The sequence below is a fragment of the Luteimonas colneyensis genome (assembly GCF_014836665.1).
Lineage (GTDB): Bacteria > Pseudomonadota > Gammaproteobacteria > Xanthomonadales > Xanthomonadaceae > Luteimonas > Luteimonas colneyensis.
This window is the reverse complement of sequence record NZ_JACSQJ010000001.1, coordinates 756,054-775,606: the sequence shown is the minus strand read 5'-3', so window position 1 is coordinate 775,606 and position 19,553 is coordinate 756,054. Positions and strand designations below refer to the sequence as shown.

Sequence of the window (19,553 nt, the reverse complement as noted above, 5' to 3'; positions counted from 1 at the left end):
GCAGTCTCAAGCTGCTTCGCGATGCTCGTAATAAGGGCGTTCCCTGTCATCCAACACCCGATATAGGTCCTGGACGGAGCTGGTGTCCGGAATCAGCCAGAGGTCCAGGTTCTCCCTGCGGATCGGGACGATGCACCGGTCGTGGCCGGCTGCGGACACCTCGAGCGGCGGATCGTCTGTGATCGCGGCGAACGAGAGCAACTCCTCGCCGTCCGGGCCGATCCAGCTCGACCACAGGCAGGCCACAAGCATCTCGCTGTGGTCCTGCGGCCTGAACTCCACAACCACGTCCTTGCCCTCGCGCTCCACGTGCTCGTAGAAGGCGCGCGCGAGGACCACGCCGTGGGTCTTGCCGAACTGGCTTTTCCAGAACCCCTGGAGATTGTCACGGCGGGCGTTGTAGGTGCCCGGGAACTTGCGGTCATAGAACTCGGGCTTGCCGGCAGGCCGGCACTGGTAGCGCATCGGCAGTACCACAGGAGCGCCGTCCTGCCAGACCAGCACGGGCGCGTAGTAGCCCGGGTAGATCCTCGAGTCGCGGGGCTTGGGCTCCTTGCGCCTGAGGTCGACAAGCCGCGCCTCGAGTTGCTCGATCTTGTTGCTGCCGATTCGCACGTCGTCGGCGGCCTTCTTCGTGAGCTTATCGGCAAGGGCGGCCTGGCCGTCGGCAACCCGCCGCCGCTGCTTATCCAGCTCGCGCTCGGCCTCGGCGATATCCTGCGCGATCCAGAAGCGCACCGCGTCACGCAGCTGCGCCGCCTCCGGCGACGGATCCGCGGCCGCGGCGTCGCGCATGCCCTTCGGCCACTTCGGGCGCTTGCCCTTGCCGGGATCGGCCATGGCCTGAGCCGTGAAGTCCTCGAGCGAGACGCTCGCACCGAACTGGCGCACATAGCGCCGGTAGTCGGCCTCGATCAGAGCGGAGTAGCACATGGCGGCGAACAGGGGCGGGCGGGACACCGAGGTTACGCCGGGTCACCGTCTCAGTTCGTGAGCGCCGAGGGCCTAGGATTGCTCCCATGCTGCCCACCGCCTTCATCTGGAAGGACCGCTACCAGCACGCCAAGGGCGAGCTGGCGCTGCTCTGTCAGGGGAAACAGGTGGCGATGCTGATGCGCCGCGCCGATGGCGGATGGGTGGCTCGTCTGTGGGCGCATCGACCGATCACGGCGCCCCTGGTGTCCCGGCCGTGCTTGAGCTTCGAGTCCGGGAAGGCAGGCCTTGAAGCGTGGGCGCGGCGTCACGCGGAACGCATCCGGCGCGAGATCACGGAAAGCACTGCCGGGGGACAGCCCGGCAGTGCCGGCTCTCCTACCGCTTCTTTCCCTTCGGCGCCGCCGGGCGCTGAGTCAGCGCCGATCCCGCCGCCGTCTTCGCATCCTTGCTCGAGGTTCGGTTACTGAGCACCTTCGACGCCGCGGTGCCCGCCTTCTTGCCGGTGGTCTCGTTCTTGGCCATTGGTTGATCCCCCTGCGGCGTTTTCGAATGCAGGCCATCGCCGCCTGGCCTGCCGCCTGAGAGTGCGCCTACCTCGTGGCGCCTTCAAGGAGCGGTGCCGGGAGGCGCAGCACGCCGGAGACGTCAGCGGATCTCGTCGACCCGGGAGACGCGGCCGTCGTGAACTTTGAAGTTCACCTGCTTGTCGCGGAGGTAGTACTGCCAACGCTCGCCGATCACGGCGCCGCGGCTTTTCTCGAGGTTCACGATCCGGTCTGGCTTCCCGCCCTTCTGGATCAGGACCGCGCCGCTGTCGCTCTCCGCCACCTCGCCGGGGTGCTGCGTCTCCTCTGCCACCCAGTCGCGGAACGCGGAACGGAACCCGTGCACGGTGAAGGGCAGGCCGAAGCCCTTCGGGGCCGGCTTCTACATAAGATCGAGCATGGCGGCGATCGAAAGCCCGAATGGCATGGACTCGCCGCGGCGCGCGCAGAGGATGGCCAGCGCCGCCGGCACCAGTACACGCAGATTTGCGACGCACGCTCCAGAATTGTCGGGAGATTAATCAGGAGCGTCTCGCTCGTTCCGCGTAAGTCATTGACGCGGCTGGCGCGCCCGGCAGGACTCGAACCTGCAACCACCGGCTTAGAAGGCCGGTGCTCTATCCGGTTGAGCTACGGGCGCGGGGATGGTCGGGGTAGAGGGATTCGAACCCCCGACATCCTGCTCCCAAAGCAGGCGCGCTACCAGACTGCGCTATACCCCGACGGACGCGGCCCGGAGCCGGTGGAATGGCGGGCCACGGGGCATTGTCGGGAGCGCCCCGGATGGTGTCAACGCGCAGTGCTGGCGGCAGCGGCGGGATTCCGCCAAAATATCCCGTTCCGTCGCCGGACGCGGGCACTGCCCGGCAGGCCGGCCAACCAGACAACCAGAGCACGCGGCAACGGCCGCGGCGGCAGGAGTGGGTATGCAAGTTTCAGTCGAGACCGTCGGCAACCTCGGGCGCAGGATGACCATCAACCTGCCGGCCGATCGCCTCCAGGAACAGGTCGGCGGCCGCCTCCGCGAGATCGCCCGCACCGCGCGCATCAAGGGCTTCCGCCCCGGCAAGGTGCCCGCGAAGGTGATCGAGCAGCGCTTCGGCCAGCAGGTGCGCGGCGAAGTCCTCGACGGCCTGCTGCGCGAAGGCTTCGACGGTGCCGTGCGCGACAACGCGCTGCGCATCGCCGGCCAGCCGAAGATCGAGCCGGCCGAAGGCGACGAGCTCGCCTACGTCGCGACCTTCGAGGTGGTGCCGGACTTCGGCGACCTCGACGTGTCCGGCCTCAAGGTCGAGCGCGCGGTGGCCGAGGTCACCGAGGAAGACATCGACCGCATGATCGAGAACCTTCGCCAGCAGCGCCGCAGCTGGTCGGCGGTGACGCGGGCCGCGAAGGAAGGCGACGCGGTCGACATCGAAACCTGGTCCGACGTCGAGGGCGAGCGCCTGCCCGCCGAGGGCGTCGAGCGCGGGGTGTCGGTGATCGGCTCCGGCGCGATGCTGCCCGACATCGAGCAGGCGCTGGTCGGCATGTCCACCGGCGACGAAAAGGACATCGAGGTCGCGTTCCCGGCCGAGTGGCGCGTGCCGCAGCTGGCCGGCAAGACCGCGAAGGTGCACCTCAAGGCCGAGCAGGTCTCCGAAGCGGTGCTGCCCGAGGCCGATGCCGCGTTCATCAGGAGCTTCGGCGTCAAGAGCGGCGAGATGGAGCAGTTCCGCGCCGACATCCGCACCAACCTCGAGCGCGAGCTGAAGGGCGCGCTGATGAACCGCCTGCGCCGCGCCGTCGGCGAGCAGCTGGTCGAGGCCTTCGCCGGCGTCGAGCTGCCGCCGAACCTGGTCGAGCAGGAGGCCCGTGCGCTGGTGGCGCAGGTCGCCGAGCAGAACCGCCGCCAGGGTCGTCCCTCGCAGCCGCCGGCCAACGCCCACGAGAACTTCATGGAGCCGGCGCGCAAGCGCGTGCTGGTCGGCCTGCTGGTGGGCGAGGTCGCCCGCAAGCACCAGCTGGTGCTGGACCGCAAGCGCCTGGACGAGACCCTGCGCCTGATCGCCTCGACCTACGAGGAGCCGCAGCAGGTCATTGACTTGTACCGGAACGATCCCCAGCTTATGTCGGGACTGCAGAACCGGGTGATGGAGGAGCAGGTGATCGACTGGATCGCCGAGCGCGCCGAGCACACCGACAAGCAGCTGACCTTCCAGGAAGCGATCGCGCCGCAGGCGTGACGCTTCCGCTGACACGGGACTGAAATGAGCATCGAGACCAAGGCCCTCAACCTCGTGCCGATGGTGGTCGAGCAGACCAGCCGCGGCGAGCGCGCGTACGACATCTATTCGCGCCTGCTGAAGGAGCGGGTGATCTTCCTGGTCGGCGGCATCGACGACCACGTCGCCAACGTGATCGTGGCGCAGATGCTGTTCCTCGAGGCCGAGAACCCCGAGAAGGACATCAACCTGTACATCAACTCGCCCGGCGGCATCGTCACGGCGGGCATGGCGATCTACGACACGATGCAGTTCATCAAGCCCGACGTCAGCACCATCTGCGTCGGGCAGGCGGCCAGCATGGGCGCGCTGCTGCTGGCGTCCGGCGCGGCGGGCAAGCGCTACGCGCTGCCGAACTCGCGGGTGATGATCCACCAGCCCCTGGGCGGCTTCCAGGGACAGGCGACGGACATCGAGATCCACGCCCGCGAGATCCTCTCGATGAAGCAGAACCTGAACGCGATCCTGGCGCGCCACACCGGCCAGTCCATCGAAACGGTGGCCCACGACACCGAGCGCGACAACTTCAAGAGCGCCGAGGCCGCACGTGAATACGGCCTGGTCGACCAGGTCCTCGAGCGCCGGCCGGAAGACTCCATCCAGCCCGCCTGACCGGGCGGCCGACCGGCCACTCGGAGCCGCGGCCAGCCCGCGGCAACCCGGCCCCGCCGCGCTTGCGGCACGGGGCCTGGGTGCTATTCTCGACCCGACTCCCCCCGATTCACCGATTGGCGAAGGCATGACCGAAGACAGACAGGGCCGCTCCGGCGACAGCAGCAAGATCCTCTACTGCTCGTTCTGCGGGAAGAGCCAACATGAGGTCCGCAAGCTGATCGCGGGCCCGAGCGTGTTCATCTGCGATGAATGCGTGGAGCTGTGCAACGACATCATCCGCGAGGAGCTCGAGGAGAAGGCCCAGAGCGCGCGCAGCTCGCTGCCCAAGCCGAAGGAGATCCTCGAGGTCCTCGACCAGTACGTGATCGGGCAGCAGCGGGCCAAGAAGACGCTCGCCGTGGCGGTGTACAACCACTACAAGCGCATCGAGAGCCGCCAGAAGAACGACGACGTCGAGCTCGCCAAGTCCAACATCCTGCTGGTCGGTCCCACCGGTTCCGGCAAGACGCTGCTGGCCGAGACCCTGGCGCGCATGCTCAACGTCCCGTTCACGATGGCCGATGCCACGACGCTGACCGAGGCCGGCTACGTCGGCGAGGACGTCGAGAACATCATCCAGAAGCTGCTGCAGAAGTGCGACTACGACGTCGACAAGGCGCAGCAGGGCATCGTCTACATCGACGAGATCGACAAGATCTCGCGCAAGAGCGAGAACCCGTCCATTACCCGCGACGTGTCCGGCGAGGGCGTGCAGCAGGCGCTGCTGAAGCTGATCGAGGGCACCGTGGCCAGCGTGCCGCCGCAGGGCGGGCGCAAGCATCCGCAGCAGGAGTTCCTGCAGGTCGACACGCGCAACATCCTGTTCATCGTCGGCGGCGCGTTCGCGGGCCTGGACAAGATCATCCAGCAGCGTTCGACCGAGGCCGGCGGCATCGGCTTCGGCGCCAAGCTCAAGAGCAGCGAGCGCAAGGCCGAGGTCGGCAAGGTGCTGGCCGACGTCGAACCCGAGGACCTGATCAAGTTTGGCCTGATCCCCGAGTTCGTCGGCCGCCTGCCGGTCGTCGCCACGCTCGAGGAGCTGGACGAGGCCGCCCTGGTCAAGATCCTCTCCGAGCCGAAGAACGCCATCACCAAGCAGTTCCGCAAGCTGTTCGAGATGGAGGGCGTGGAGCTGGAGTTCCGCCCGGACGCGCTGTCCGCGATCGCCCGCAAGGCGCTCAAGCGCAAGACCGGCGCGCGCGGCCTGCGCACCATCGTCGAATCTGTGCTGCTGGACACGATGTACGACCTGCCGTCGCAGGAGAGCGTCAGCAAGGTGGTGGTGGACGAGTCGGTGATCGAGCACAAATCCGATCCCTACCTGATCTACGAGACGCCGGCCGCGCCGGCCGCCAAGGCCGCCTCCGGCGACTGAGTTCCCGGCGGGGGCCCTGCGTGGTTCCCGGCCGTCGACGTTCGACCTTTGTCCAGCCTGCAGGAGCGGCCATGGCCGCGCCCGCCCCATGCATCGGGTATTGCGGGTCCCGCGCCGGCAGATCGGGTGGACCAGGTCGTCGGCGTGGTCGTTCCTGTACGGCCTGGCCCGGCTTTTCCCAGCGCAAGCTGAACGTGGCACAGGCGCCGCGCCAGCGGTGATCGACGCCGTCCGCACCGCTTGCAAGGACCCCCGGCGGGCCCCATAACGGGAGCCATGCGGCCACCCGCCGCCCGCCATTCCAGGAGTCCCGATGAGCACCTCCCAGCCCACCACCATCGACCTGCCGGTCCTGCCGCTGCGCGACGTCGTGGTGTTTCCCCACATGGTCATCCCGCTGTTCGTCGGCCGCGACAAGTCGATCCGGGCGCTGGACCTGGCGATGGAGGGCGACAAGCAGGTCCTGCTGGTGGCGCAGAAGTCCGCGGAGACCGATGACCCGGGGGCCGACGACCTGCACCCGGTCGGCACGCTTGCCCAGGTGCTGCAGCTGCTGAAGCTGCCCGACGGCACCATCAAGGTGCTGGTGGAAGGCGTCGCGCGCGCCACCGTCGAGTCGGTGCGCGAGGTCGACGGCGCCCTGTCGGGCACCGGCGCGGTGGTCGAGCCGGTCGAGGACCGCGAGCCGCGCGAGGTCGAAGCGATCGCGCGCTCGCTGATGGGCCTGTTCGAGCAGTACGTCAAGACCAACCGCAAGCTGCCGCCGGAGCTGCTGCAGACGCTGGCCGGCATCGACGAGCCCTCGCGCCTGGCCGACACCGTCGCCGCGCACCTGGGCGTGCGCCTGGCCGAGAAGCAGCGCCTGCTGGAGACCTTCCCCACGGCCGAGCGCCTGGAAATGCTGGTCGGCCTGGTCGACGGCGAGATCGACGTGCAGCAGATGGAGAAGCGCATCCGCGGCCGCGTGAAGTCGCAGATGGAGAAGTCGCAGCGCGAGTACTACCTCAACGAGCAGATGAAGGCGATCCAGAAGGAACTGGGCGACATGGACGACGCGCCCAACGACCTCGAGGAGCTTGCGCGCAAGATCGCCATTGCCGGCATGCCCAAGGCGGTGGAGACCAAGGCCAGGTCCGAGCTCAACAAGCTCAAGCAGATGTCGCCGATGGCGGCGGAAGCCGCGGTCGTGCGCAACTACCTCGACTGGCTGCTCGGCGTGCCGTGGAAGAAGCGCAGCAAGGTGCGCAAGGACCTGAAGCTCGCGCAGGACGTGCTCGATGCCGACCACTACGGCCTGGAGAAGGTGAAGGAGCGCATCCTCGAGTACCTCGCGGTGCAGTCGCGCGTGTCGAAGATGAAGGGTCCGATCCTGTGCCTGGTCGGCCCGCCGGGCGTGGGCAAGACCTCGCTGGGGCAGTCCATCGCCAAGGCCACCAACCGCAAGTTCGTGCGCATGTCGCTGGGTGGCGTGCGCGACGAGGCCGAGATCCGCGGCCATCGCCGCACCTACGTCGGCTCGATGCCGGGCCGCATCGTGCAGAACCTCAACAAGGCCGGGGCGAAGAACCCGCTGTTCGTGCTCGACGAGATCGACAAGATGTCGATGGACTTCCGCGGCGACCCGTCCTCGGCGCTGCTGGAAGTGCTGGATCCGGAGCAGAACAACGCCTTCAACGACCACTACCTGGAAGTCGACCTAGACCTGTCGGAAGTGATGTTCGTGGCGACGTCCAACTCGCTCAACATCCCGGGCCCGCTGCTCGACCGCATGGAAGTGATCCGCATCCCCGGCTACACCGAGGAGGAGAAGATCAGGATCGCCATGCGCTACCTGCTGCCCAAGCAGGTCAAGGCCAACGGCCTGCGCGACGGCGAGCTGAAGGTCGCCGAGGAAGCGGTGCAGGACATCGTCCGCTACTACACGCGCGAGTCGGGCGTGCGCGGGCTCGAGCGCGAGATCGCCAAGATCTGCCGCAAGGTGGTCAAGGAGATCGCGCTCGCCGGTCCGCAGAAGAAGAAGGCGCGCGCGGTCAGCGTGACCTCGAAGAACCTCGACAAGTACCTGGGCGTGCAGCGCTATGACTTCGGCCGCGCCGAGCAGGACAACGAGATCGGCCTGGTCACCGGGCTGGCGTGGACCGAGGTCGGCGGCGACCTGCTGCAGATCGAGTCCACGCTCGTGCCGGGCAAGGGCCAGCTGACGCTGACCGGCCAGCTGGGCAACGTCATGAAGGAATCCGCGTCCGCGGCGCTGTCGGTGGTGCGCGCGCGCGCCGAACGCCTCGGCCTCGAGCTCGACTTCCTGCAGAAGCACGACGTGCACGTGCACGTGCCCGACGGCGCCACGCCCAAGGACGGCCCCAGCGCCGGCATCGCGATGGCGACCTCGCTGGTGTCGACGCTCACGAAGGTGCCGGTGCGAGCCGACGTGGCGATGACCGGCGAGATCACCCTGCGCGGCAAGGTGACCGCGATCGGCGGCCTCAAGGAGAAGCTGCTGGCGGCGCTGCGCGGCGGCATCACCACGGTGATCATCCCCGAGGAGAACCGCAAGGACCTGACCGACATCCCGAAGAACGTCACCGACGGCATGAGGATCGTGCCGGTGAAGTGGATCGACGAGGTGCTGGATCTCGCCCTGGAGCGTCCGCTGCCGCCGGTGAAGCAGGCCGGCGCGGTGGTCGCGCAGCGCGCGCGCGCGCCGCGGAAGCCGTCGTCGCGCGCGGCTGTCAAGCACTGACGGAGCGCACGCTTTTCTTGCGTGGGTGCGGGCGCGCTGGTATAAAGTCGCGCTCGCATCGACGGCCCCGCGCCGCACGCGATCCCGGAGCCGCCGGCGGCGAACACCGCCCGCAGGCCCGCCACCACACGAGCGGCCTTGTGCTGCGCAGGAGCACCGAATAGATGAACAAGAATGATCTGGTCCAGGCCGTTGCCGACGAGGCCAACCTGTCCAAGGCCGATGCCGCGCGTGCCGTCGACGCCGTGCTGTCGTCGGTGGGCACGGCCCTGAAGCAGGGCGACACCGTCGCGCTGGTCGGCTTCGGCACCTTCCAGGTCAAGGAGCGCGCCGCGCGCACGGGCCGCAATCCGCGCACGGGCGAAGAGATCGCGATCGCCGCTTCGAAAAATCCTGTGTTCAAGGCTGGCAAAGCGCTGAAGGATGCAGTAAACTGAGCAACTCCGCTGGGGTGCTTAGCTCAGCGGTAGAGCGTCTCCCTTACAAGGAGAGGGTCGGGGGTTCGATCCCCTCAGCACCCACCACCGGGGATTGACGCTCGCAACAAGGTTCGACAACGCGGAGTGGTAGTTCAGTTGGTTAGAATGCTGGCCTGTCACGCCGGAGGTCGCGGGTTCGAGTCCCGTCCACTCCGCCAGTCACACCAGGAAGGCGCCCGAAAGGGCGCCTTTCTTCTTTTCCGGTCCACGGGGCCGCTGCGTCCGGGCATGCGCTAGACTGCACGGCTACGTCCAACGCGCGCCCTGACATGCTGCAAGCACTTCGAGATAAGACCTCCGGCTGGATCGCCGTGGTGATCGTCGCGATCCTCGCGATCCCGTTCGCCTTCTTCGGCATGGAGCAGTACCTGTTCCAGAATTCGGCAAGCTATGCCGCGAAGGTCGAGGCGCCGCCGTCATGGTGGCGCTCCGCGCCCGACGTGTGGCCGGTGCGCAAGGCGGTATGGGTGTCGCGCGAGGTGTCGCCCGAGGAGTTCCGCAACGAGTTCGAGTTCGCCCGCCAGCGGGCGCGCGCGGCACAGGGCGAGGCCTTCGACGCGCGTGCGTTCGAACAGATGGACAACAAGCTTGCGGTCCTCGACCAGCTGGTCGACCGCGCCGTGCTCGGCCTCGCCGCCGAAAGCGCGGGCGTGGCCGTGGGCGACGACCAGGTGCGCGAAGTGCTGCAGGCGATGCCTGAGTTCCAGGTCGAAGGCCGCTTCGATCCCCAGCGTTACCAGATGCTGCTGCAGTCCCGGGTCCCGGTACAGACGCCGCGCCAGCACCAGGACGACCTGCGCGCGCGCCTGCAGATGCTGGTGCTGCCCAGCCGGGTCGCCGCGACCGCCTTCGTCAGCGAGGGCCAGCTGGCGCGCACCATGGAGCTGCTGGGCCAGCAGCGCGACGTCTCCGTCGCCATGCTGCCGGCGCCCGCGGCGGATACCGGTGCCGTGTCCGCCGCCGAAATCCAGGCCTGGTACGACGCGCATCGCGCCGAATACCGCGCGCCGGAGCAGGTCTCGATCGAGTACGTCGAGATCACCGCCGACGCCGTGCCCGCTGCGCAGCCTGCCGACGAGGCCACGCTGCGCGCGCGCTACGAGCAGGAGAAGGCGCGTTTCGTCGAGCCTGCACAGCGCCTGGTCTCGCACATCCTGGTGCGCGCGCCCGAAGGCGGCGACGCCGGTGCGCGCGACGCGGCCAAGGCGCGCGCGGACGCCATCGCGGCGAAGGTGCGGGCCCCCGGTGCCGACTTCGCGGCGATCGCCCGCGAGGAATCCGACGACGAAGGCTCGAAGGCCGCCGGCGGCGACCTCGGCTGGATCGAAGGCGGGATCATGGGCGAGAGCTTCGACCAGGCGGTCGCGTCGGTCGAGCCCGGCGTGCCCAGCGAACCCGTCCTGACGGATTTCGGCTGGCACGTGCTGCTGGTGCGCGAGGTGCGCGAAGGCCGCGAGGTCGGCTTCGAGGAGGCCCGCGCCGAGCTTGCGGCCGCGCAGGCGGTGACCGACGGCGAGCGCGCGTTCAACGATCTCATCGGCCGCCTGGTGGACCAGGTCTACCGCAACCCGAGCTCGCTGGCGCCGGCTGCGCGCGAAGCGGGCCTGCCGGTGCAGAAGGCCGGTCCGTTCGTCCGCGGCGGCGGCGAGGGCATCGCCGCCAACGAGCAGGTGCAGCGGGCTGCTTTCTCCGAGGCGCTGGTGCAGGACGGCACCGTCAGCGATCCGATCGAACTGGCTCCGAACCACAGCGTGCTGATCCGCGTCACCGCGCACGAGCCCGAGCGCGAGCGCCCGCTGGCCGATGTGCGCGACGAGGTGGTCGCGGCCATCCGCGCCGATCGCGCCGCCAAGGCCGTGCTCGCCGAGGCCGACGCGGCCGTGGCCGAGGTCGCCGGCGGCAAGCCGCTGGCCGAAGTCGCGGCGGCGAAGGGATGGATGCACATGCCGATGCCCGGGACGCCGCGTGGCATGCCGATGCCGTCGGCGGAGGCCAACGAGGCGATCTTCGCCGCGCCGGTGCCGGCCGAAGGCAAGGTCTCCGCGGGCCGCGTGCTGCAGGCCGACGGCAGCGTCGTGGTCTATGCCGTCGAGAAGGTCATCCCCGGCGACGCCGCGGCGGCCAGCGCCGAGGAGCGCGCGATGCTGAAGACGCAGCTGGAGCGCATGGCCGGCGACGAGGACGCGATGGCGATGATGCGCGCGCTGCGCCAGCGGATGCGGGTGACCACCGTGGAAGCGCGCCTGTAGCGCACCGGGCCGCGGCGACGCCCGCGGCCGCAACGGACACGAAAAAGCCCGGCACTGCCGGGCTTCTTCGTGTCCGGGCAGGCCGGCCGCGACGATGCGCGGCGGGCCTCTCCGATCCGGCTATCCGGCCGTGGCCTCGCCGGGGGCAGGCTCTTCCAGCCCGGTCATGCTGACGATGTTGTAGCCGCCGTCGACGTAGGTGACCTCGCCGGTCACGCCCGATGCCAGGTCGGAGCACAGGAAGGCGGCGACGTTGCCGACGTCCTCGATGCTCACCGTGCGGCGCATCGGTGCGTGCGCTTCGACGTGGCCCAGGATCTTCCGGAAGCCGCCGATGCCCGACGCCGCCAGGGTCTTGATGGGGCCGGCCGAGATCGCATTGACGCGGATGCCCTCCGGCCCGAGGTTGTAGGCCAGGTAGCGCATCGTGGCCTCGAGGCTGGCCTTGGCCACGCCCATCACGTTGTAGCTGGGCAGGGTGCGCACGGCGCCCAGGTAGCTCAGCGTCAGCACGGCGCCGTTGCGGCCCTGCATCAGCGGGCGCGCGCCCTTGGCCAGCGCCGCCAGCGAGTAGGCGGAAATGTCTTGGGCGACCGAGAACGCCTCGCGCGACAGGCCGTCCAGGAACTGCCCTGCGATGGCTTCGCGCGGTGCGAAGGCGATGGCGTGGACCAGGATGTCGAAGCCGTCGGGCCAGTGCCGGCCGAGGTCGGCGAACAGGGCGTCGATCTGCGCGTCGTCGGTGACGTCAAGCGGGAACGAGGGGCCACCGCCCAGGCGCGAGGCGACATCCTCGACGCGCGACTTGAGCTTCTCGTTCTGGTAGGTGAAGGCCAGCTCGGCGCCCTCGCGGTGCATGGCCTCGGCGATGCCGTTGGCGATGGAGCGCTGGCTGGCGATGCCGGTGATGAGTGCGCGCTTGCCCTGCAGGAATCCCATGGTGTGTTCGACCCGGTGGAGTGGGCCGGCTAGTTTGCCACGCCGGCCGCCGCCGGGGCCGCCGCCATGGGGACCAGGGCCTTGTGGCCGCGCGGCACCTTGCCGGAGAGCGCGGGGTTGAGCCGGCGCAGGTGCGCGGCGTCGAGGGCGTTGCGCCTGGCATAGCCGTCGAGGCCCGCGGGCTCATCGGCCAGGTCGACCGCCACCAGGCGCGCCACCGGACGGTCGAGCGAGCGGGTCCAGGCCGGGTCGCCGCCGGCCTCGACCATCAGGCAGGACAGCGCATGCAGCTTGCGCACGTAGGCGCGGGTGATGCCCGAGAGGCTTTCCAGCCCCTCGGGGTCAGCATTCGCGGCGCGCTGGCCGTGGCGGCGCAGGGCGCCCAGCACGCGGTACTCGCCGGCGTTGAAGGCCATGACCGCGAGCCTCCAGTCGCCGGCGAACATGCCGTGCAGCGTCTTCAGGTAGCGCACCGCGGCGCGGGTGGCGTCGACCGGCGACAGGCGTCCGTCGTAGCCGCTGCGGACCGGGATGTCGTGGTTGCGCGCGGTGACCGCGATGAACTGCCACAGCCCCGCCGGGCCGCTGCCGCTGCGCGCGCCGGGGCGGTAGCCGCTCTCGACGAAGGGGATCAGCGCGTACTCGGTCGGCAGGTGGGCGGCGCGCAGCGCCTCGACCACGTAGCCGAACAGCGGCAGCACCTCGCCCTCGCCGGAGACGAGCTGCCCGGGCACGTGCGCGAAGTGCGCGCGCCAGCGCGGGCTGGCGTCCTCGCAGGCCGGCTGCGCCAGGCCTTCGACGAAACGGTCGTAGATGGCGGTGCCGCTGGTGGCCCCTGCCGGCGCCGGGACCGCGGCGGCCTGGCCGGCCGCTGCCGGGACCGCCGAGGCCTGGCCGCCCGACGCGGGGACGGCCGTGGACGTGGCTCCGGCGACCGGGGCCGTGGCAGTCGTCGTGATCGCGGTCGTGCTGGTGGCCGTGCCGCTGTCCGATACGTCGGCGACCGCGTCGGCGGCCGCCACCGGTCCCGCGGCCAGCGCCATCAGCAGCGCCCCCGCGGCGAAGCTGCGCGCCCTCATGCGCGGAATCCGTCCTTCCAGCGCCGCAGCGCGGCGAAGGCATCGACGCGCGCCAGCACGTCTTCCCCCGACCAGGCCGCGATGGCGGCGCGCACAGCCGGCGCATCCACGCGCAGGAAGGGGTTGCAGCTGCGCTCTTCGGCGAGCGTGACGGGAAGCGTGGGTCGGGAATCGTCGCGCAAGGTGGCCACCTCTTCGCTGCGGCGCGCGAGCGCCGGGTTGTCGGGGTCGACCGTCCGCGCGAAGGCGGCATTCGACTGTGTGTACTCGTGCCCGCAGCACACCAGGGTGTCGCCGGGCAGGGCTGCCAGCCGGTCGAGCGAGGCCAGCATCCGGGCCGGCGTACCCTCGAACAGCCGGCCGCAACCGAGACTGAACAGCGTGTCGCCGCAAAACAAGAGGCCATGGCCGTGGAATGCGATGTGGCTCACGGTATGGCCGGGCACCGCCAGCACATCGAAGGCGTGGCCGGCGACCTCGACCCGGTCGCCGTTGCCGACCCGGCGGGTGGCAACGGGGATGCGTGCCTCGTCGGGCGCGACGACCTCCAGTCCCGGCCAGCGCTCGCGCAGCGCCGTCACGCCGCCGATGTGGTCGTCGTGGTGGTGGGTCAGCAGCACGGCATCGGGCCGCCACCCGCCGGCACTGGCGGCGGCCAGCACCGGCGCGGCGTCGCCGGGATCCACCAGCAGCGTGCCGCGGCCGGACTGCGCGGGCAGCCGCCAGATGTAGTTGTCGGCGAACGCCGGAATGGGAATGGGAGCCATGGGCGGGGGCGCGTGGCGGGAACCTGGCGTCTAGAATGGCGACCATGCCGCTCCGTTCCCGCTCCGGTCAACCCGACGCTGCCCAGGCTTGGTTCGCATCCAGCGAAGGCGCGGCCCTGCTCCAGAGTGAGCACGACGCCATCGCCGGTGCGCTGGCGGAGCGGCCCGCCCAGCACTGGCTGTGGCTGGCGCCGCTGCCGCCGGAACGTCCCGAGGGCGGGCGGGGGGTCGCGCTCTATCCACGCGGCGGCCGCTTCGGCGGCGACGTGTCCTGCGGCCTGCCGCTGCCGCTGCCCAGCGAGGCTTTCGGCACGGTGGTGCTGCAGCACGTCGCGATGCCGGCCGCGGCGGGCAGCATGCTGCTGGAGGAAGTCGAACGCCTGCTGCTGCCCGGCGGCCGCGTGCTGCTGTTCGGGCTCAATCCGCTGTCGCCCTACCGGTGGCGCTGGCGCGGCCATGGCCTGCGCGCCGCCGAGCCGCTGTCGTGGCGGCGCCTGCTGCGCCGTGCCGGCCTCGAGCCGGGGGCGGTGTCGGAAGGCATGGGCCCGCGCTGGGAGCCGGTGGCCGATGCGCGCCGCCAGGAGGGCGCCGGGCTGCGCGCGGCCTACCTCCTGCGCGCGGACAAGCGCAGCCTGCCGCTCACGCCCATCCGTCGGCGGCGCCTGCTGCCGGTGGCGCCGGGGGCCGCGACGGCATGAAGGCGGTCGAGGTGCATACCGACGGGGCCTGCCTGGGCAACCCCGGCCCGGGTGGCTGGGCGGCGCTGCTGCGCTACGGCGCGCGCGAGCGCGAGCTGGTGGGCGGCGAGGTGGACACCACCAACAACCGCATGGAGCTCATGGCCGCGATCGTCGCCCTCGAGACCCTGACCGAGGACTGCGTGGTCACGCTGCACACCGACTCCCAGTACGTCCGCAAGGGCATCACCGAGTGGATGCGCAACTGGGTCCGCCGCGGCTGGAAGACCGCCGGCGGCGATCCGGTGAAGAACCGCGACCTCTGGGAACGCCTGCACGCCGCCACCGGCCGCCACCGCGTCGACTGGCGCTGGGTGAAGGGCCACTCGGGTGATCCCGACAACGAGCGCGTCGACGTCCTTGCGCGCAACGAAGCCATCCGGCTGCGCGCCGCGGCGCGCTGAGCCCGCACCCTCCGTCCACCTGGAAGCCACGACCACCGATGCGCCAGATCGTCCTCGACACCGAAACCACCGGCCTGGAATGGCGCAAGGGCAACCGCGTCGTCGAGATCGGCTGCGTTGAACTGGTCGAGCGCCGGCCGACGGGACGCACCTGGCACCAGTACATCCATCCCGACCGCGAATTCGAGCCGGGCGCGCAGGAAGTCACCGGCCTGACGCTCGACTTCCTGGCCGACAAGCCCCGGTTCGCCGCGATCGCCGACGAGTTCCTCGACTTCATCGAGGGCGCCGAGCTGGTCATCCACAACGCGGCGTTCGACGTCGGCTTCCTGGACTACGAGCTGTCGATGCTCGATGGCCGCGGCCGGATCACCGACCGCGCCACGGTGCTCGACTCGCTCGAGCTGGCGCGCCAGCGCTTCCCCGGCCAGCGCAACTCGCTCGACGCGCTCTGTCGCCGCCTGGGCGTGGACAATGCCGCCCGCCAGCTGCACGGCGCGCTGCTCGACGCCCAGCTCCTGGCCGAGGTCTATCTGGCGCTGACCTCGGGCCAGACCGAACTGGGCCTGGCCGGCCCGGCCATGCCCGAGCCTTCGGTGGTGCGCATCGACCTGCCGCGCCCCGGGGCGCTGGCCCCGCGGCCGCGCGTGGCGGTGGATCCGGTCGAACTCGAGGCGCACCTGGCGCGCGTCGCCGTGATCCGCGGACGCGCCGGAACGGCGCTGTGGGACGAGGTCGGCGCGCCCGCCCTCGAGGCCACCGCCCCGTAGCCACGGCTGCGGCCCGATCATTGCGGCCCCGCGGCGCCGGCGCGTCATGCGCCGCGCCGGCGCCTCAGTGCCGGCGGACCAGCACCACGGTGACGTTGTCCGAGCCGCCGCCGTCCAGCGCCGCGGCCACCAGCCCGTCGACGCACTCCTGCGCGCTGCATTCGCCATGCGCCAGCACCCGGGCGATGGCGCGGTCGTCCACCTCCTCGGTCAGGCCGTCGCTGCACAGCAGCAGCTGCATGCCGGGGCTGAGCTCGCCGGACATGGTCTCGACGTTGAGGGACTGCGGATCGGTCACGCCCAGCGCCTGGGTGACCACGTTGCGCTGCGGATGGCTGCGCGCCTGGTCGATGCTGATCGCGCCCTGGGTGATCAGTTCCTGGACGTAGCTGTGGTCCTGCGACAGCTGCGCGAGCTTGCCGTCGCGCCACAGGTAGACGCGGCTGTCGCCGACCCAGGCGACCTCGAAGCGGCTGCCCGTCACCCGCGCCGCGACCACCGTGGTGCCCATCGGCAGGGCGTCCTGTCGCCTGCGCGAGGCGCCGATGATCTCCTCGTCGGCGATGCGGATCGCCTGGGCGAGCGGCGTCCCCTGGCGGGTCTCGCGCACGATCGCCTCGCGCGCCAGCGCGCTGGCGACCTCGCCGTACTCGTGTCCGCCCATGCCGTCGGCGACCAGCCACAGGCCCAGCTCGCTGTCGCCGTAATAGGTGTCTTCGTTGAGTTCGCGTCGGAGGCCGACGTGGGTGAGATGGCCGAATTCGATCATGCGCTGGCCGCGGCGGTTCCCGGGTGGGCTGGATGGAACAACGGAAGCGGCGGGCGGCGGAGGTCAGCGGGCATGCAGTGCGGGCGGCGGCGGAATCGGATGTGGGGATGGTATACGCGGTGTGGACGGCGCGTGGGATTGGTCGATGGTGTCATGCGCGGGGAGGAATGCGCGCGGAGGAGCATGCGCGGCGATGTGCGTGGGGTGGAGCCCGGCAGTGCCGCGCTGCGCTGTCTTCCGTGGCACCTGGCCGGTGGGGATGGCCCGGCCTTTGGCCGGGCGCCCTGCGGCGCTGGCGCGCCGTCGGGTCGAACCGGAGGGTTGAATCAGATTCCCCCTCTCCGCCAGATACGCAAAACGCCCCTTTCGGGGCGCTTTGCGTATCTGGCGGAGAGGGGGGGATTCGAACCCCCGAGGCGCTATTAACGCCTGCCTGATTTCGAGTCAGGTACATTCAACCGCTCTGCCACCTCTCCGGGGTGTCCCCGACCGCGAGGCCGGGGGCGCAATGATACGGGCCGCGGGCAGCGGCGACAAGGCGAAGCGCTACACTGGCCGGCCCCTCCGACGCCCCGGCGGTCCCCGATGTCCGAAATCACCGTCCCCGTCTCCTTCGGCGAGCTGCTGGACAAGATCTCGATCCTGCAGATCAAGTCCGAGCGCATGAGCGACGAGGCCAAGCTGGCCAACGTCCGCCGCGAGCTGTCGGCGCTGGAGAAGACCTGGATGGCGCACCCCGCCGCCGGCGGCGATGTCGCCCGCCTGCGCGCGGATCTGAAGGCGGTCAACGAGCGGCTCTGGGACATCGAGGACGAGGTCCGGCTGAAGGAGAAGGCCGGGTCCTTCGACCAGGCCTTCGTCGAGCTGGCGCGCAGCGTGTACATGCAGAACGACGAGCGCGCGCGGATCAAGAAGGCGATCAATCTCGCGCTGGGCTCCAGCTACGTCGAAGAGAAGTCCTACCAGGACTACCGGAGTGGTTCCGAGGGCTGAACGCCGCCCCGGGCTCAGCGCGGGTGGTCGGCGCGGTAGCGCTCGAAGGCGCCGATCGCATCGTCCACGCTGACCAGGTCCATCACGCCCTCGCGCTCGATCTTCGTGCCCCAGCGCAGCGCCGACGCCGGCCGCCGCAGGTACAGGCGCGCGGCCTCGTCGTAGCGGTCGACGCAGTAGCGGCGGTCGGAATAGGGACCGCTGCGCGCGGGGTCGGTCGCGGCGTGCAGGCCCAGCACCTTCGTGCCCATGGCGTTGGCGATGTGGGTCGGGCCGGAGTCGGGCGTCATCACCAGGTCGGCGCGCTCCAGCAGCGCCGGAAGCTGCTTCAGGGTGTCCTTGCCGACGAGGTCGAGCAGCGGCACGCCGGCCCGGGCGAGGATCGCGTCCGCGGTGTCGCGTTCGAGCTGGCTGCGGCCGCCGCACAGCACCACGCGCCAGCCCTGCGCCACCGCGTGCGCGGCCACGGCGGCGTTGCGTTCCGCGCTCCAGTTGCGCAGCGGGTGGCTGGAGCAGGGGGAGACCACCAGCGTCGGGCGGCCGTCGTCGGGCCACTGCGCGTGCGCCCATTCGCGGGCGTCGGCGGGCACCGGCAGGCTCCACTCGATGCGGTCCTGGTGCAGGCCCAGCGGCCGGGCGAAAGCGCCCAGCACGTCCAGCACGTGGCCGTCGGCGATGGCCGGGATGCGTTCGTTGACGAACAGGCCATGGAGCTCCTTCGAGCGCGCGCGGTCGTATCCGATCCGGCGCCGCGCCCGCACCGCGCGCGAAAGCAGGTTGGCGCGCAGCGCGAGCTGCATCAGCAGCAGCGCGTCGAAGTCGCGGCCGGCGAGCTCGCGGCGCAGCGCGCGCATGCCCTCGCGGCCGCTCTTCTTGTCGTGGACGATGAATTCGACGCCCGGCAGGCCCTCGAGCAGGCGCTGCTCGCCCTTGCCGATGATCCAGGTGAGCGCCACGTCCGGCCAGGCGCGCCGCAGCGTGTGCACCAGGGGCAGCACGTGGGTGACGTCGCCTAGCGCGGACAGGCGCAGCAGGCAGATCGAGCGCGGCGGATCGGGTTGTGGCTGCAAGCTTGCTAGACTCCGGCGGATGGCAGTGTTCGACGCCGCCGAGAGCCTGACGCCGTTCCGCGCCGGTCCCGGAGGACGCGGCGCGGGCTCGATTCTGTTCGACCGGACGCAGCTGCGGCAAGCCGACCCGCGCTGGTTCGATCCCGGGGCCTGGGGCCCGCGCGCGGTCCCGGTGTCCGGCAGCGGCCGCGGCGGGGCCTGGTTCATCGACGACACCAGCAACGGGCCGACCGTGCTGCGCCACTACCTGCGCGGCGGCCTGGTCGCGCCGCTCAACCGCGACCGCCACCTCTGGCGCGGCGCCAACCGCGCGCGCAGCTTCGTGGAGTTCCGGCTGCTGCGCGAACTGCTCCGACGCGGCCTGCCCGTGCCGCAGCCGATCGCGGCCTCCTACGTGCGCGACGGCCTGACCTATACCGCCGCCATCCTGATGCAGCGTCTGGTGGGCGTGCGTTCGCTGGCCGACCTGGCCGCCGCCGATCCCGCGACCGTGCCATGGGCGGAGACCGGCCGGCTGGTCGCGCGCTTCCACCGCGAGGGCCTCGACCATGCCGACCTCAACGCGCACAACATCCTCTACGACGAGGCCGGCAAGGGCTGGCTGATCGACTTCGACCGCGGCCGGATGCACATCCCCGAAACCGCCTGGCGCGAGCGCAACCTGGCGCGCCTGCAGCGCTCGCTGCTCAAGCTGCGCGGCGCGCGCGACGAAGCCGACGTGCGCGCCGACTTCGCGCGCCTGCGCGCCGGCTACGACGCGCAGTGGGACAAGGGCTTCTGAGC

Annotated in this window: 19 protein-coding genes and 5 tRNA genes; 13 read left to right on the top strand and 11 right to left on the bottom strand. The window is 70.5% G+C overall.

The features are described from left to right. Positions 1 to 6 precede the first annotated feature (6 nt). From H9645_RS03550 to H9645_RS03530, 5 genes are all read right to left on the bottom strand, one after another. The gene (locus tag H9645_RS03550; protein ID WP_191728471.1) at positions 7 to 933 is read right to left on the bottom strand and encodes an SOS response-associated peptidase family protein; all 927 of its coding nucleotides are present in this window, start codon (positions 931 to 933) and stop codon (positions 7 to 9) included. Between the two features lie 378 nt (positions 934 to 1,311). Further along, positions 1,312 to 1,458: a hypothetical protein gene (locus H9645_RS03545; protein ID WP_191728313.1), complete on the bottom strand. Its 147-nt coding sequence runs from the start codon at positions 1,456 to 1,458 to the stop codon at positions 1,312 to 1,314. Between the two features lie 123 nt (positions 1,459 to 1,581). Continuing rightward, positions 1,582 to 1,827, bottom strand: coding sequence for a hypothetical protein (locus tag H9645_RS03540; RefSeq protein ID WP_191728312.1), 246 nt, complete (start codon positions 1,825 to 1,827; stop codon positions 1,582 to 1,584). Between the two features lie 217 nt (positions 1,828 to 2,044). Further along, positions 2,045 to 2,121 (bottom strand) — tRNA-Arg (locus H9645_RS03535). Positions 2,122 to 2,126: 5 nt separating this feature from the next. Beyond that, a tRNA-Pro gene (locus H9645_RS03530) sits at positions 2,127 to 2,203 on the bottom strand. 204 nt (positions 2,204 to 2,407) lie between these two features. On the opposite strand from H9645_RS03530, the gene tig reads away from it, so the two are divergent. From tig to H9645_RS03490, 8 genes are all read left to right on the top strand, one after another. After that, positions 2,408 to 3,706 (top strand): trigger factor, encoded by a 1,299-nt coding sequence (tig, locus tag H9645_RS03525; RefSeq protein WP_191728311.1) that lies wholly within the window; start codon positions 2,408 to 2,410, stop codon positions 3,704 to 3,706. Between the two features lie 24 nt (positions 3,707 to 3,730). Further along, entirely contained in the window at positions 3,731 to 4,357 is a 627-nt protein-coding gene (gene clpP, locus H9645_RS03520) for an ATP-dependent Clp endopeptidase proteolytic subunit ClpP (protein ID WP_189496735.1), read from the top strand. Between the two features lie 127 nt (positions 4,358 to 4,484). Then, positions 4,485 to 5,774: an ATP-dependent Clp protease ATP-binding subunit ClpX gene (gene clpX / locus H9645_RS03515; RefSeq protein WP_191728310.1), complete on the top strand. Its 1,290-nt coding sequence runs from the start codon at positions 4,485 to 4,487 to the stop codon at positions 5,772 to 5,774. A gap of 313 nt (positions 5,775 to 6,087) precedes the next feature. Continuing rightward, positions 6,088 to 8,514, top strand: a complete 2,427-nt coding sequence (gene lon, locus H9645_RS03510) for an endopeptidase La (protein ID WP_191728309.1) — start codon at positions 6,088 to 6,090, stop codon at positions 8,512 to 8,514. Between the two features lie 164 nt (positions 8,515 to 8,678). After that, entirely contained in the window at positions 8,679 to 8,951 is a 273-nt protein-coding gene (locus H9645_RS03505; RefSeq protein ID WP_191728308.1) for an HU family DNA-binding protein, read from the top strand. A 12-nt stretch (positions 8,952 to 8,963) separates the two neighbouring features. Beyond that, positions 8,964 to 9,038 (top strand) — tRNA-Val (locus H9645_RS03500). Positions 9,039 to 9,074: 36 nt separating this feature from the next. Further along, positions 9,075 to 9,151: transfer RNA gene (locus tag H9645_RS03495), tRNA-Asp, on the top strand. A gap of 111 nt (positions 9,152 to 9,262) precedes the next feature. Then, positions 9,263 to 11,242: a SurA N-terminal domain-containing protein gene (locus H9645_RS03490; protein WP_191728307.1), complete on the top strand. Its 1,980-nt coding sequence runs from the start codon at positions 9,263 to 9,265 to the stop codon at positions 11,240 to 11,242. A 120-nt stretch (positions 11,243 to 11,362) separates the two neighbouring features. Here the strand turns inward: H9645_RS03490 and H9645_RS03485 are convergent, their stop codons facing one another. From H9645_RS03485 to gloB, 3 genes are read right to left on the bottom strand one after another with little or no spacing between them, the layout of a single operon-like run. Continuing rightward, positions 11,363 to 12,181, bottom strand: a complete 819-nt coding sequence (locus H9645_RS03485) for an enoyl-ACP reductase FabI (RefSeq protein WP_191728306.1) — start codon at positions 12,179 to 12,181, stop codon at positions 11,363 to 11,365. Positions 12,182 to 12,210: 29 nt separating this feature from the next. Next, a complete protein-coding gene (locus H9645_RS03480; protein ID WP_225217927.1) occupies positions 12,211 to 13,260 on the bottom strand; it encodes a lytic transglycosylase domain-containing protein in 1,050 nt (349 codons plus the stop codon). Then, a complete protein-coding gene (gene gloB / locus H9645_RS03475; RefSeq protein ID WP_191728305.1) occupies positions 13,257 to 14,027 on the bottom strand; it encodes a hydroxyacylglutathione hydrolase in 771 nt (256 codons plus the stop codon). Before gloB ends, H9645_RS03480 begins: the two co-directional genes overlap by 4 nt. 44 nt (positions 14,028 to 14,071) lie before the next feature. Between gloB and H9645_RS03470 the strand changes: the two genes are divergently transcribed. The 3 genes from H9645_RS03470 to dnaQ are packed head-to-tail and all read left to right on the top strand — an operon-like array spanning position 14,072 to position 15,938. Beyond that, complete coding sequence (locus H9645_RS03470; RefSeq protein WP_191728304.1) at positions 14,072 to 14,725, top strand: hypothetical protein; 654 nt, start codon at positions 14,072 to 14,074, stop codon at positions 14,723 to 14,725. Next, positions 14,722 to 15,168 (top strand): ribonuclease HI, encoded by a 447-nt coding sequence (gene rnhA, locus H9645_RS03465; RefSeq protein WP_191728303.1) that lies wholly within the window; start codon positions 14,722 to 14,724, stop codon positions 15,166 to 15,168. The genes H9645_RS03470 and rnhA overlap by 4 nt, the downstream gene beginning before the upstream one ends. Positions 15,169 to 15,206: 38 nt before the next feature. Further along, on the top strand, positions 15,207 to 15,938 hold the full coding sequence (gene dnaQ, locus H9645_RS03460; protein WP_191728302.1) for a DNA polymerase III subunit epsilon: 732 nt from the start codon (positions 15,207 to 15,209) through the stop codon (positions 15,936 to 15,938). 64 nt (positions 15,939 to 16,002) lie between these two features. Here dnaQ and H9645_RS03455 read toward each other — a convergent pair whose 3' ends face one another. Both H9645_RS03455 and H9645_RS03450 read right to left on the bottom strand, forming a co-directional pair. Beyond that, on the bottom strand, positions 16,003 to 16,707 hold the full coding sequence (locus H9645_RS03455) for a PP2C family protein-serine/threonine phosphatase (RefSeq protein ID WP_191728301.1): 705 nt from the start codon (positions 16,705 to 16,707) through the stop codon (positions 16,003 to 16,005). Positions 16,708 to 17,092: 385 nt separating this feature from the next. Beyond that, positions 17,093 to 17,183, bottom strand: a tRNA-Ser gene (locus tag H9645_RS03450). A gap of 109 nt (positions 17,184 to 17,292) precedes the next feature. Here H9645_RS03450 and H9645_RS03445 point away from each other — a divergent pair. After that, entirely contained in the window at positions 17,293 to 17,700 is a 408-nt protein-coding gene (locus H9645_RS03445; protein ID WP_191728300.1) for a DUF6165 family protein, read from the top strand. Between the two features lie 14 nt (positions 17,701 to 17,714). Here the strand turns inward: H9645_RS03445 and H9645_RS03440 are convergent, their stop codons facing one another. Next, a complete protein-coding gene (locus tag H9645_RS03440; RefSeq protein ID WP_225217926.1) occupies positions 17,715 to 18,770 on the bottom strand; it encodes a glycosyltransferase family 9 protein in 1,056 nt (351 codons plus the stop codon). Between the two features lie 19 nt (positions 18,771 to 18,789). Here H9645_RS03440 and H9645_RS03435 point away from each other — a divergent pair, with 19 nt between their 5' ends. Continuing rightward, the gene (locus H9645_RS03435; RefSeq protein WP_191728299.1) at positions 18,790 to 19,551 is read left to right on the top strand and encodes a 3-deoxy-D-manno-octulosonic acid kinase; all 762 of its coding nucleotides are present in this window, start codon (positions 18,790 to 18,792) and stop codon (positions 19,549 to 19,551) included. Positions 19,552 to 19,553 lie beyond the last annotated feature (2 nt).

What these genes read in the sequence shown, in the direction of transcription:
- H9645_RS03470 (WP_191728304.1), top strand. Translation starts at nt 14,072, where the DNA reads ATGCCGCTCCGTTCCCGCTCCGGTCAACCCGACGCTGCCCAGGCTTGG.
- clpP (WP_189496735.1), top strand. Translation starts at nt 3,731, where the DNA reads ATGAGCATCGAGACCAAGGCCCTCAACCTCGTGCCGATGGTGGTCGAG.
- H9645_RS03455 (WP_191728301.1), bottom strand. Translation starts at nt 16,707, where the DNA reads ATGATCGAATTCGGCCATCTCACCCACGTCGGCCTCCGACGCGAACTC.
- H9645_RS03490 (WP_191728307.1), top strand. Translation starts at nt 9,263, where the DNA reads ATGCTGCAAGCACTTCGAGATAAGACCTCCGGCTGGATCGCCGTGGTG.
- H9645_RS03445 (WP_191728300.1), top strand. Translation starts at nt 17,293, where the DNA reads ATGTCCGAAATCACCGTCCCCGTCTCCTTCGGCGAGCTGCTGGACAAG.
- dnaQ (WP_191728302.1), top strand. Translation starts at nt 15,207, where the DNA reads ATGCGCCAGATCGTCCTCGACACCGAAACCACCGGCCTGGAATGGCGC.
- H9645_RS03485 (WP_191728306.1), bottom strand. Translation starts at nt 12,181, where the DNA reads ATGGGATTCCTGCAGGGCAAGCGCGCACTCATCACCGGCATCGCCAGC.
- rnhA (WP_191728303.1), top strand. Translation starts at nt 14,722, where the DNA reads ATGAAGGCGGTCGAGGTGCATACCGACGGGGCCTGCCTGGGCAACCCC.
- H9645_RS03435 (WP_191728299.1), top strand. Translation starts at nt 18,790, where the DNA reads ATGGCAGTGTTCGACGCCGCCGAGAGCCTGACGCCGTTCCGCGCCGGT.
- H9645_RS03505 (WP_191728308.1), top strand. Translation starts at nt 8,679, where the DNA reads ATGAACAAGAATGATCTGGTCCAGGCCGTTGCCGACGAGGCCAACCTG.
- H9645_RS03480 (WP_225217927.1), bottom strand. Translation starts at nt 13,260, where the DNA reads ATGAGGGCGCGCAGCTTCGCCGCGGGGGCGCTGCTGATGGCGCTGGCC.
- lon (WP_191728309.1), top strand. Translation starts at nt 6,088, where the DNA reads ATGAGCACCTCCCAGCCCACCACCATCGACCTGCCGGTCCTGCCGCTG.
- clpX (WP_191728310.1), top strand. Translation starts at nt 4,485, where the DNA reads ATGACCGAAGACAGACAGGGCCGCTCCGGCGACAGCAGCAAGATCCTC.
- H9645_RS03550 (WP_191728471.1), bottom strand. Translation starts at nt 933, where the DNA reads ATGTGCTACTCCGCTCTGATCGAGGCCGACTACCGGCGCTATGTGCGC.
- tig (WP_191728311.1), top strand. Translation starts at nt 2,408, where the DNA reads ATGCAAGTTTCAGTCGAGACCGTCGGCAACCTCGGGCGCAGGATGACC.
- H9645_RS03545 (WP_191728313.1), bottom strand. Translation starts at nt 1,458, where the DNA reads ATGGCCAAGAACGAGACCACCGGCAAGAAGGCGGGCACCGCGGCGTCG.
- gloB (WP_191728305.1), bottom strand. Translation starts at nt 14,027, where the DNA reads ATGGCTCCCATTCCCATTCCGGCGTTCGCCGACAACTACATCTGGCGG.